Here is an 11,880-nt window from a genome sequence, read left to right as displayed (position 1 = left end):
CCATGCGCTACCTAGTCGGATACACGGCCGATGCCCGCGGCGCCGAAGCCATCGCCCTGGCATCGGCCATGGGCGGAGCCAAGGCACACCTGGACATCGCCATCGTCCTGCCCGAAAGCACCCCGTTCTCCGCGGTGTACCCGGGCAGCGACCACGGGTACTCCTCCATCCTTGCCGACAAGGTCGACGACTGGGCGAAGCAGGCCCTTGCGCTGGTGCCCCAGGGCATCAGCGCAAGGGTGATCGCCCGCTCGGTTCCGTCCCCGGCCGAGGGCTTGATCTTGGTTGCCAAGGAAACCGGCGCACAGGTCATCGTGCTCGGTGGACGGCGGCGCCACATGGCCGGGTTCTTCGCCCCTGGGTCGGTGGCCAGCGCGCTGCTGCACGCCTCACCGGTCCCCGTGGCCATGGGTTCCCCCGAGGCCGTCGCCTCGCTGGAAAAGGCCAACGGAAAGCTCAGCCGCGTCACCGCATTCGTGGGGACCAAGCCGGGTTTGAAGGGTGTTGTGCAGGCAGCGGCCGCTGCCTCCGCCGCCCAGGGATTGCCGCTTCGCGTGGTGTCACTGGTGGCACAGGACCAGATGGATGCGGACGCCGCATCGCTCGAGGAGGCGATTGCCTCCACGCGCGCCAAGGTCGGCGAGATTGTTAGCTCGCTGGAGCTGGACGCCGAGGTACTGGTTGCCTCCGGGCTCAACATCGATGACGCAATCGCGGAATTGAGTTGGGAAGACGGCGAAATCGCGGTCGTCGGTTCGAGCCGTCTGGCTCGCAAACGGCGACTCTTCATGGGCCCCACGGCCCAGCGCATGCTGCGGACCCTGCCGGTTCCGCTGGTTGTGGTTCCCAAGAACTACAAACCCGGGTCGGCGCAGTCCTAGCGTTACTCACCACTTGATGCCGCTTCATCCCCAATCCCGTCTGCCGGGAAGGGGGACGAAGCGGCATCCGGATGAAAGAATTACATCATGAGTCGTCCAGAAGCGACCGGCGCGAAAACGCCGATGCTAGAGACCGAATCGGGCCTCGGCGAAAAGGGACTGAACAAGGGCGTCGTTGGCGTCCTTGGCGCGGTCGTCATCGGGATTTCCTGTATCGCCCCCGCCTACACCCTGACGGCGGCACTCGGCCCGACCGTCGCCGAAGTTGGCACCCAACTCCCGGCCATCTTCCTCGCGGGCTTCCTGCCCATGCTTTTGGTGGCCCTTGGCTACCGCGAACTCAACAGCGCGATGCCCGACTCCGGCACCTCGTTCACCTGGGCCACCCGTGCCTTCGGACCCTGGATCGGCTGGATGGGCGGTTGGGGCTTGATTGCCGCAACCATCATCGTGCTCTCCAACCTTGCCGCGGTCGCCGTTGACTTCTTCTACATCCTCCTGGCCCAGCTCACCGGCAACGAAGCCATCGGCGAGCTGACCAAGAACCTGTGGATCAACATCCCCACCACCCTGGTGTTCATTGCGATTGCCTGCTGGATCTCCTACCGCGGCATGCAAACCACCAAGATCTTCCAGTACGTCCTGGTGGCTTTCCAGCTGATCGTCCTGGGCTGGTTTGCCATTGCAGCGTTCGTCCACGTGAACAACGGCACGGCCTTCGACGCCACCCCGATCAGCCTTGAATGGTTCAACCCGATGGCCGTGGAATCGTTCTCCGCCTTCGCGGCCGGCGTCTCGCTGTCGATCTTCATCTTCTGGGGCTGGGATGTCACCCTGACCATGAACGAGGAAACCAAGGACCCGGACAAGGTCCCGGGCCGCGCCGCGACACTCACCGTGCTGATCATCATGGCCATCTACATGGTCGTTGCCCTCGCCGTGATCTCCTACGCGGGCGTCGGCGACACCGGTCTGGGTGCCGGAAACCCGGAGAACCAGGAGTCGATCTTCGCGGTCCTCTCCGGGCCGATCATGGGACCGTTCGCGATCCTCATGTCCCTGGCGATCCTTTCCTCCTCGGCCGCCTCACTGCAGTCGACAATGGTTTCACCGGCCCGCACCATCCTGGCCATGGGCTACTACAAGGCGCTGCCCGAGCGCTTCGGAAACGTCTCCCCGCGCTTCATGTCCCCGTCGGTGGCAACCATCACCGCCGGTGTCGCAGCAGCTGCGTTCTACGTGCTCACCCGCCTGCTTAGCGAAAATGCCCTGTGGGACACCATCACCGCCCTCGGCATGATGATCTGCTTCTACTACGGAGTCACCGCCTTGGCCTGCGTCTGGTACTTCCGCCGCGAGCTGTTCGCCTCGGCACGCAACATCGTCTTCAAGTTCCTCGCCCCGCTCGTCGGCGGCGTGGTTCTCTTGGTGATGTTCTTCAGCACCGCCAGGGACTCGATGAGCCCGGACTACGGATCGGGATCCAACGTCGGCGGCCTGGGCATGGTGTTCATCCTGGGCATGGGCGTGCTGATGCTGGGAGTCGTCATCATGGTCGTGATGCGCGTGCGACAGCCAGGCTTCTTCAAGGGCGAAACCCTCAAGCGCCTGAAGTAGTTCCGTGCCGCAACGGCACGCACAAGCCGGCTACCCCGCATCGTCTTTGACGCCTCTTCGACGGTGCGGGGTAGCTTTATGTCCGGATGGTGGCCCTTCGTGGGGTTGTGCCGGCCGAATGGCCGCCCGTTCCCGGACATGGGATGATCGAAGCAGGCGCCGCAGCAGCAACCAGAGTGCGACAGCGGTGCATGCCCCCTGCAAAACCCCTTGATGGAAGAGTGCCATGAGCGAGGAATTGGTGGTGCTGCTGGATCAGGCAGGCACCCGCATCGGAACCGAATCCAAGGCCCGCGTGCACACCGCAGAGACCCCGCTGCACCTGGCCTTCTCCTGCTACCTGTTCAACGAGGCCGGCCAAATCCTGATGACCCGCCGGGCCCTGTCCAAGAAGACCTGGCCGGGGGTCTGGACCAACTCATTCTGCGGGCACCCCGGACCGGAGGAATCGTTCGAGGAAGCCATCGTACGCCGGGCGGAGCAGGAACTTGGTGCCGGCATCACCTCCATCCGCAACCTGCTTCCCGACTTCCGCTACCGCGCGGTCGATGCCTCGGGCATCGTCGAGAACGAGATCTGCCCAGTCTTCGCCGCCGTCATCGGCACCAGGCTGGACCCCAACCCGGACGAGGTCTCGGAGTACGCCTGGGTGGACCCGGCGGCACTGCGGTTGGCCGCGGAGGCCACCCCCTTCGCGTTCTCACCCTGGTTGCTGGAGCAGATCGCCCAGGGCTCGCTAGACGCCGGGTAGGCAGCGGCCAACACCCCGCGCACGGCATGGCCCAAGCGCCATTTTTTGCTAGGAAGCCCTAGTAAATTCGAAACCTTGCAAGTAGTCTCACGATTGAGCGAAAAGCCCAGCATCGAGGGAGCACTTGGATGAAAATCGTGGTCTTGATCAAGCAGGTTCCGGACACGGCGGAGGAACGCAGGCTGGAGCCGGACACCGGCAGACTGGACCGCGACGCCAACGAACCCGTCATTGACGAAATCACCGAACGCGCCCTGGAACTGGCGCTCACGGTGAAGGACAAGGACAAATCGACCGAGGTCGTCGTGCTGACCATGGGCCCCTCCGAAGCCTCCAAGGCCATACGCAAGGCGCTGTCCATGGGTGCCGACTCGGGGATCCACGTGCTCGACGATGCCCTGTCCGGGGCCGACCTCACGATCACGTCCGCGGCCCTGGCCGCCGCGCTGCGCAACACGGACGCGGACCTGGTCATCGCCGGCAACGAATCCACCGACGGCCGCGCGGGAATCGTCCCTGCCATGATCGCCGAACACCTGGGATATCCGTTGCTCGGATCGCTGCTGTCCGCCGACATCACCCACGGAATGGTGACCGGTGAACGCCAGACCGAGGCCGGAACCCAAAACGTCCGGGCACCTTTCCCCGCCGTGCTGACGGTCACCGAAGGCTTCGACGAAGCCAGGTTCCCGAATTTCAAGGGCATCATGGGTGCCAAGCGCAAGCCGGTTGCAACCCTTTCCGCATCCGAACTCGGCGTGGGGTCGACTCCCCGCAGCAGCGTGCTGGATCTGGCCGAACGCCCCGCGCGGGCAGCGGGACGCAAGATCGTTGACGGGGGAGCCGCCGCCGCCGAGCTCGTCGATTTCCTGACCGCCCAACGGCTGATCTAGCAAAGGACCGAGCATGCCAAACATCGTGGTTCTCATCGAACTCACCCACACCGGGCACGTCCCCGCGTCGGCCCGGGGCCTGCTGGCCGTCGCGGCCAGGCTGGGAACGCCGGTCGCGGTCACCGTCTCCGCCGGAGCGCTGGACCCCGTAACCATTGCCGTGCTCGGCGGGCTGGGTGCCGCACGGATCCATGCCGCCCAAACGGAAGCGGCACACACCGTGCTGGGCACCCCCATGGTCGATGCCCTGGCCGATGCGGTCGCCGCCCACGCCCCGTCCGCCGTGCTCGCCGCCGCCTCTGTGGACGGGCGAGAGGCCGCCGGACGGCTGGCCGTCCGCACCGGCGGGGGAGTGCTTGCCGACGTCGTGGACGCATCGCTGGCGGACGGACGGATCGTGACCGAACATTCCGTCTTCGGCGGCAGCTACACGGTCCACGCCACGGTGCCGGACGTCCTGCCGATCATCACCGTTCGCTCCGGGGCCGTCGACGACCAGGCCCCGGCGGCGACCCCGGAGGTGACAACCGTGCAGTTGGCCCCGGCCACGGGCAGCCAGACAACCATCGATTCCTATGCCGATGCCCCCGAAAACCTTTCGCGCCCGGAACTGCGCGGGGCGGCCACCGTGGTCTCAGGCGGACGCGGCCTGGGCTCCGAGGAAAACTTCGTGCTTGTCGAACAACTCGCGGACGCTCTGGGTGCGGCGGTCGGCGCCTCGCGGGCGGCCGTGGACGCCGGATTCATTTCCCAAACGGCGCAGGTCGGCCAGACGGGAGTCAGCGTTTCGCCGCAGCTTTACGTGGCGCTGGGAATCTCCGGCGCCATCCAGCACCGCGCGGGCATGCAGACGGCAAAGACCATCGTGGCCATCAACCAGGATGAGGACGCCCCGATCTTCGAGATCGCGGACCTGGGCATCGTGGGGGACGTCTTTACGGTGGTTCCCCAGGTCATCGAGCTGCTCAAGAACCGTTCCTGACCGGGGAAACAAGAACATGTCTGCGAGGTGTTGGTAATGATGGCTCGGTCCACCGGGAAGAAGCAGGCCGGCAACAGGTGGGTGCGCGCCGGAGTCGTTGCCGTGTCGTCGGTTGTCCTGCTCATTGTGGCAGTGGTGTTTGCCATGTGGCTGGTGGGGGTGGAAGAGGTCAAGGCCTGGATGGCCATGTACCCCGGGCATTCGCCGCTGCCCGAGGGCGCGCCGGTCGGGCTTCCGGCCTGGCTGGGCTGGCAGCACTTCCTGAACATGTTCTTCCTGGTGCTGATCGTGCGCACCGGCTGGCAGGTCAGGACCGTGACCCGGCCCGCGGCGCACTGGGTCCGCAACAACAAGGGGCTGATCCGGACCAAGGGCGCCCCAACCCGCATCAGCCTGGACCTCTGGTTCCACCTGACCCTCGACGCACTGTGGGTGCTCAACGGCATCATCTTTGTCATCGTGCTTTTTGCCACCGGGCAATGGATGCGCATCGTGCCGACAAGCTGGGACGTGTTCCCCAATGCGGCCTCCGCGGCGCTGCAGTACCTCTCGCTGGACTGGCCCACCGAAGACGGGTGGGTGAACTACAACGCCCTGCAGCTGCTGGCCTATTTCACCACCGTTTTCATTGCCGCACCGCTGGCCATCGTCACCGGCCTGCGCACGTCGGGGGCCTGGCCCAAGAAGGCCACGAAGCTCAACAAGGTTTACCCCATGGAGCTGGCCCGGGCACTGCACTTCCCGGTGATGCTCTACTTCGTCGCCTTCACGATCGTCCACGTGGCCCTGGTGTTTGCCACCGGCGCACTGCGCAACCTCAACCACATGTACGCGGCCAACGACTCGGAGAACTGGACCGGGCTCATCATTTTCGCCGTCTCGATCGTCGTGGTTGTCGGGTTCTGGTTCCTGGCCCAACCGGTTTTCCTGCGGCCCGTTGCCGCGCTGACCGGAAAGGTCGGCAAGTAGAGCACCAATCGTCCAACGCCATCCGAAAATCCCCCGAAGACAGGAGCCGAGATGTTTGACCTGACCGAAGACCAGCAAGCCATTGTCGCAATGGTGGGCGACTTCGCCACCGAAAACATCGCCCCGCACGCCGTCGAATGGGACCAGGCCAAGCATTTCCCGGTCGATGTGCTGGCCCAGGCCGGCGAGCTGGGCATGGGCGGCATCTACGTGCGCGAGGACTTCGGTGGTTCCGGGATGAGCCGGCTGGACGCTGCACTCATCTTCGAGGAACTGGCCAAGGCCGACCCGACGATCGCCGCCTATATTTCCATCCACAACATGGTCGCCTGGATGATCGACGAATTTGGCAACGACGAGCAACGGGCGGCCTGGCTGCCGGGGTTGTGCAGCATGGAAACACTGTCCAGCTATGCCCTGACCGAGCCCGGCGTCGGCTCCGACGCCGGGGCACTGAGCACCCGGGCGGTCCGCGACGGGGACGACTACGTGCTCAACGGGACCAAGCAATTCATCTCCGGGGCGGGAAGCTCGGGGGTCTACGTGGTCATGGCACGCACCGCCGACACCGGCAGCGCCGGGATCACCGCCTTCATCGTCCAGGACGGCGTCGAGGGCCTCTCGTTCGGCCCGCTGGAAAAGAAAATGGGCTGGAACGCCCAACCCACGCGCCAAGTGGTGTTCGAGAACATGCGGATCCCCGCGAGCAACCGGCTGGGGGCCGAGGGTGGCGGATTCGGCATTGCCATGAAGGGGCTGAACGGGGGCCGGGTCAACATCGGCGCCTGCTCGCTGGGCGGCGGGCAGGCGGCCCTGGACAAGTCGATGGCCTACCTGAAGGAACGCTCGGCCTTCGGCGCCCCGCTGATCGGTCAGCAGGCGCTGCTCTTCCAGATCGCGGACATGCAGACCGAGCTGGAGAGCGCCCGCACCATGGTGTGGCGCGCCGCGGACGCGCTCGAGCGCGGCACCAAGGACACCGTGCGGCTGTGTGCCATGGCCAAGCTCGTGGCCACCGACGCGGGGTTCAACGCGGCAAACACGGCGCTGCAGCTTCACGGCGGCTACGGCTACCTTGCCGACTACGGGATCGAAAAGATCGTGCGGGATTTGCGCGTGCACCAGATCCTGGAAGGCAGCAACGAGATCATGCGCCTGATCATCGGGCGCCTGGCGGTGGAGCGCTAGCAGCAACACGGCCGCCGGGGGCCGCAAATGCATGAGGATGCGTATCGAGGGCCGCGTGGCCCTTGATACGCACCCTTGGTGCGTGGTGTGGCGTCGGCTAGCTGGCGGGCTCGACCGGCGGGACGACGGCCACGACATCGATCTCCACGAGGAAGTCCCCGAGGAACGAACCCACGGTGGTGCGAGCCGGGTAGGGCTTGACCATGAACTGTTCGTAGATCGCATTGAACCCGGCGGCGTCGCGGCCCGGGTGGTGCAGGTGCACGCTAGCCTTCACCACGTGGGAGAAGTCCAGGCCGTGGGCGGCCAGCACCGCTGCAAGGTTTTGCATGGTCCGGGTGGTTTGTTCCTCGATCGAGATGCCGACGGTTTCATCGGTGACCGGGTCGTGCGGCGTTTGCCCGGCGGTGAAGAGGAAGCCGTTGGCGACGATGCCCTGCGAGTAGGCCCACGAGGGTGGCGGTGCGTCCGCGGTGGAGACCTGCAGGCGGAGCGTGTTGGTGGTTTCTGGCATTGGATTTCTTCCTGGCGTCGGGGCGGTCAGTGGAGGGGAAAGGGTCAGAGGACCTTGGAGAGGAACGCCTGGGTGCGTTCGTTCTGTGGATTGTCCAGGACCTCGGACGGTGGCCCGGATTCAACCACCACGCCGCCGTCCATGAAGACCACGTGGTCGGCGACTTGGCGGGCGAACCCGAGTTCGTGGGTGACAACGACCATGGTCATGCCCTCCTCGGCCAGGTCCTTCATGACGTCCAGGACCTCGCCGACGAGCTCCGGGTCAAGGGCCGAGGTCGGCTCGTCAAAGAGCATCAGTTTGGGTTTCATTGCCAGCGCGCGGGCGATTGCCACGCGCTGCTGCTGGCCGCCGGAGAGTTCCTGCGGGTAGGAACGTCCGCGGTCGCCCAGCCCCACCCGGTCCAGCAGGACCTGGGCCTCGGCGGTGATCTCCCTGCGGTTCCGGCCCTGCACCTGGATGGGTGCCTCGATGATGTTCTCCATGATGGTCATGTGCGGGAACAAGTTGAAGCGCTGGAACACCATGCCGGAGGCGCGGCGCGAGATCGCCGTCTGCTTGTCCTTCATTTCATGCAGGCGGCCGTTGCGTTCGGTGTAGCCGACGAGGGAATCATCGACGTAGATGCGGCCCGCGTTGATCTTCTCCAGGTGGTTGATGCAGCGCAGGAAGGTCGTCTTGCCCGAGCCCGAGGGGCCGATCAGGCAGGTGACAGAACCGCGTTGGACCTGCAGGTCGATGCCCTTGAGGATTTCGAGGTGCCCGTAGCTTTTGCGGACTCCCTGGGCCTCAACCATGACGTTGCTCATTTTGCTCTCCTGGCTTTGCGTGAACGCTTGCGCTTGATGACAGAGTCAAAGCCGCGTCCGTAGTGACGTTCGAGTTTTTCCTGGAAGAAGCTCAGGATGGTGGTCATGAGCAGGTACCAGAGGCTGGCGACGATCAGCAGCGGGATCGTCTGGTAGTTCTCCGAGTAGATGATCTGTGCGGAGTACAGCAGGTCGGAGATCGCCAGCACGGACACCAGCGAGGTGCCCTTGAGCATCGAGATGACCTGGTTGCCGGTCGGCGGCAGGACCACGCGCATGGCCTGGGGCAGGATGATGCGGCGCATCAGCTTGGAACCGCTCATGCCCAGCGCCTTCGACGCGTCGTACTGGCCCCTGTCCACCGAGCCGATGCCGCCGCGGATGATCTCGGCCATGTAGGCTGCCTCGTTTAGGGACAGGCCCAGTAGGGCCGCGCCCAGCGGGGTGATCAGCACGTTGGCCGAGCCCAGCACGATCGACGGGCCGCCGAATGGAAGGCCCAGGGCGATCACCGGATAGAGGGCGGCAATGTTGTACCAGAAGATCAGCTGCACCAGCAGCGGGGTGCCGCGGAAGAACCAAATGTAACCGCGGGCGATCAGGCTCAGGATCGGGTTATCCGACAGTCGCATGATGGCAAGCGCTGCGCCGAGGGAAATGCCGATGCTCATCGAGACGACGGTGAGCACCAGGGTCAGCAGCGCGCCGGTGAGGATGCGCGGTGCGAAGAGGTAGTCGGCGACGACGTCCCAGTGATAGCGCTCGTTCAGGGCCACGTCCATCGCGGCGAGTGCCGCGACGATGACCAAGAAGACGGCGATGGTGTTTCGTACCGGGTGTTTCAGTGGAATGACCGGGGCCGATTCCCCGGCAGTCGCTGCCGTGGCCTGCTGGGCAGGGGACAGGGCGTTCTGGGGTTGCATGGTTTTCACTTCCATAGCTACTGGGCGAAGTTGACGCGTGCGTCGGTGATGGCGCTGGTATCCAGGCCGTACTTGGCCAAGACCTGCTTGTACGCGTCGGACTTGATGACCACTGCCAGCGACGCTGCGACAGGGTCCTTGAGGCCGGAGTCGATCGGAACGCCGGCGGCGACGGCGGTCAGGTCGTATTCGGAAGCGATCTCGATGGAGTCGTTCTGCGTCACGGCGAAGCCCAGAATGGGGGAGTCTGCCAGCACGGCGTCCTGCCGCCCGCTGGTGAGAGCGGAGATCGCCTGGCGTGTGTCCTGGTACTGGTTGGAGATGATCTCCGGCTTCCCGGCATCCACGCATTCCTGGTTGTAGTCCGGGATGTTGACGGTCAGTTGGTAGGAACCGGTAAGCAGGCCGACCTTCTTGCCGCACAGGTCCTGGTACTTGGCGATCCCCGTGGGGTTGCCCTTGGCCACGGCGATGGCGGTGCCCATCTGCATGTAGTCCACGAAGTCCAGTACCTTCATGCGCTCGGTCGTCGGGGTCATCGAGGAAACCGTCATGTCATAGCGACCTGCGGCCATACCCGGAATGATGGAGTCGAAGTTGGCCACCTGGATTTCCACCTTCAGGCCCAGCGCAGCGCCAATCAGGCGGGCGATGTCCGGGTTGACGCCGGTGAGCTCCTGGGTGCCTTCCAGGAAGTACTGGGTGGGCTGTTCATTGGTGGGGATGCCCACGCGGAGAACCTTGGAGGCCTTGATCGATTCGGGCAGCAGCTTCACCGCGGCCTCGTTGAGGGCGATTTCCGGGACGGCGGTTCCATCCGCGCCGGCGGCGGCCGAGGAGGTGGTTGCCGTTGGGGTGGAGCCGCCGCACGCGGTCAGCGCCAGCAGGGCTGTGGCTGCCACGGCGGTTGCTGCAGCAAAGCGGCTGCGCCGTGAACGGAGGCGGGGTGTCTCGTTTTTCATGGTTACAGGCTCGTTTCTGCGTAGCTGTTGTTGGAATCCGCAGGCGTCTTTGCCGGTGCGGAGGGGAAGGACTCGGACCTGTGGCGGAGCAGTTCGCGACCGTTGGCTCGAAGTTCTTCGATGCTGGTGACACCCAGCATCATCATGGCGCGCATCATTTCGTCGCGGAACAGGTCGATGACGTGGCCGACGCCGACTTCGCCGGCGGCGGCGAGGCCGTAGAGGTACGGGCGGCCGATGGAGCAGGCGGTTGCGCCCAGGGCAATGGCCTTGACCATGTCCGAACCGCGGCGGATGCCACCATCGACAATGATTTCCAGGCGGCCGTCGACGGCGGCCGCGATGACTTCCAGCACGTCCAGCGGCGAGGCCATGTGGTCGAGCTGGCGTCCGCCGTGGTTGCTGACCTGGATGGCGTCGAAGCCGTATTCGGCGGCGAGGGCCGCGTCCTTCGGGTTGACGACGCCCTTGAGGATGATCGGCCCGCTCCAGCGCATGCGGATCTCACGCAGGTCGTCCCAGTCGGTGGGCTCGTAGGCGCCGGCAAGCAGGGTGCGCCACATGTCCGGGCTGCTGGACAGCGGGCCGGTGGGCTCCTCTGCATCAAGGTTCGGGAAGGCAATGGCGTCGTTGGCGAGGAATCCCAGGGCCCAACGCGGGTGCAGTGCGCCCTCGACGACGGTCTTTGGCTTGATGGTCGGCGGGGCGGTGAAGCCGTTGCGGTAGTCGCGTTCGCGGTGGCCGATCGAGCGGCAGTCGACGTTGACGATCAGGGCCTCGTAGCCGGCGCGGGAGACCCGGTCCAGCACCGCCTGCAACTCGGCCTTGTCCGCGATCGGCTCGAGGTTGAACCACCGGCGAAGGGCGGGTGCTGCCGCGCTGACGTCCTCCATGGTGGTGGTGCTCAGGTGTGCCAGGCCGTAGGGGATGCCCTGGGTCAGGGCCGCACGTGCCACGGCGGTTTCACCCTTGGGGTTGAACAGGCGGGTGCCGCCGGTGGGGGAGAGGTAGAACGGCAGCGACGTCGGGCCGCCGAGCAGGGTGGAGCTCAGGTCCATGTTGTCGACGGAGCCCCACTTGGGCATGAACGACCAGTCATCAAAGGACGAGCGGTTTCGGCGCATCGAGAACTCGTCTTCTCCGCCACCTTCGATGTAGTCGAAAATGGATTTGGGAAGGCGCTTGGATGCGAGTTTGCGCATGTCCTCCACGCTGTGGCAGCTCCGCTTGAGCCGTTCGGCCGGCGTGCGGGCCGGGACCTGGATGGAGGCTAGTGCCAAGATGTCTTTCAGTCGCATTGCTATTCCTCAAATTTCTAACGTGGAAGTCCGTTCCACCTGCTTCATCAATAGTGATCTAAATCTCTTCACTTCTTCATGTGAGAACGTCCA

Annotated in this window: 12 protein-coding genes; 7 read left to right on the top strand and 5 right to left on the bottom strand. The window is 65.0% G+C overall.

The genetic code is table 11. The features are described 5' to 3' along the window. Positions 1–2: 2 nt before the first annotated feature. From JOF47_RS14920 to JOF47_RS14890, 7 genes are all read left to right on the top strand, one after another. Positions 3–881: a universal stress protein gene (locus JOF47_RS14920; RefSeq protein WP_209999820.1), complete on the top strand. Its 879-nt coding sequence runs from the start codon at positions 3–5 to the stop codon at positions 879–881. A gap of 87 nt (positions 882–968) precedes the next feature. Beyond that, positions 969–2,498, top strand: coding sequence for an APC family permease (locus JOF47_RS14915; RefSeq protein WP_377737452.1), 1,530 nt, complete (start codon positions 969–971; stop codon positions 2,496–2,498). A gap of 226 nt (positions 2,499–2,724) precedes the next feature. Then, a complete protein-coding gene (gene idi, locus JOF47_RS14910) occupies positions 2,725–3,249 on the top strand; it encodes an isopentenyl-diphosphate Delta-isomerase (protein WP_209999817.1) in 525 nt (174 codons plus the stop codon). A 128-nt stretch (positions 3,250–3,377) separates the two neighbouring features. Further along, a complete protein-coding gene (locus tag JOF47_RS14905) occupies positions 3,378–4,142 on the top strand; it encodes an electron transfer flavoprotein subunit beta/FixA family protein (protein ID WP_209999815.1) in 765 nt (254 codons plus the stop codon). A gap of 13 nt (positions 4,143–4,155) precedes the next feature. Further along, the gene (locus JOF47_RS14900; RefSeq protein WP_209999814.1) at positions 4,156–5,124 is read left to right on the top strand and encodes an electron transfer flavoprotein subunit alpha/FixB family protein; all 969 of its coding nucleotides are present in this window, start codon (positions 4,156–4,158) and stop codon (positions 5,122–5,124) included. A 39-nt stretch (positions 5,125–5,163) separates the two neighbouring features. Further along, on the top strand, positions 5,164–6,093 hold the full coding sequence (locus JOF47_RS14895; protein ID WP_245356875.1) for a cytochrome b/b6 domain-containing protein: 930 nt from the start codon (positions 5,164–5,166) through the stop codon (positions 6,091–6,093). Between the two features lie 51 nt (positions 6,094–6,144). Further along, positions 6,145–7,281, top strand: a complete 1,137-nt coding sequence (locus JOF47_RS14890; protein WP_209999808.1) for an acyl-CoA dehydrogenase family protein — start codon at positions 6,145–6,147, stop codon at positions 7,279–7,281. Between the two features lie 97 nt (positions 7,282–7,378). On the opposite strand, the gene JOF47_RS14885 is transcribed toward JOF47_RS14890, so the two are convergent. The 5 genes from JOF47_RS14885 to JOF47_RS14865 are packed head-to-tail and all read right to left on the bottom strand — an operon-like array spanning position 7,379 to position 11,787. Next, the gene (locus JOF47_RS14885; protein ID WP_209999806.1) at positions 7,379–7,795 is read right to left on the bottom strand and encodes a Rid family hydrolase; all 417 of its coding nucleotides are present in this window, start codon (positions 7,793–7,795) and stop codon (positions 7,379–7,381) included. A 44-nt stretch (positions 7,796–7,839) separates the two neighbouring features. Continuing rightward, on the bottom strand, positions 7,840–8,604 hold the full coding sequence (locus tag JOF47_RS14880; RefSeq protein WP_281070246.1) for an amino acid ABC transporter ATP-binding protein: 765 nt from the start codon (positions 8,602–8,604) through the stop codon (positions 7,840–7,842). Beyond that, positions 8,601–9,527 (bottom strand): amino acid ABC transporter permease, encoded by a 927-nt coding sequence (locus JOF47_RS14875; protein ID WP_245356382.1) that lies wholly within the window; start codon positions 9,525–9,527, stop codon positions 8,601–8,603. The genes JOF47_RS14880 and JOF47_RS14875 overlap by 4 nt, the downstream gene beginning before the upstream one ends. 17 nt (positions 9,528–9,544) lie before the next feature. Then, positions 9,545–10,489, bottom strand: coding sequence for an ABC transporter substrate-binding protein (locus JOF47_RS14870; protein ID WP_209999804.1), 945 nt, complete (start codon positions 10,487–10,489; stop codon positions 9,545–9,547). 2 nt (positions 10,490–10,491) lie between these two features. Then, entirely contained in the window at positions 10,492–11,787 is a 1,296-nt protein-coding gene (locus JOF47_RS14865) for an alpha-hydroxy acid oxidase (protein ID WP_209999803.1), read from the bottom strand. Positions 11,788–11,880: the final 93 nt, after the last annotated feature.

Source organism: Paeniglutamicibacter kerguelensis, from assembly GCF_017876535.1.
In the GTDB taxonomy this organism is placed as follows: domain Bacteria; phylum Actinomycetota; class Actinomycetes; order Actinomycetales; family Micrococcaceae; genus Paeniglutamicibacter; species Paeniglutamicibacter kerguelensis.
This window is presented reverse-complemented; position numbering and strand designations above follow the sequence as displayed.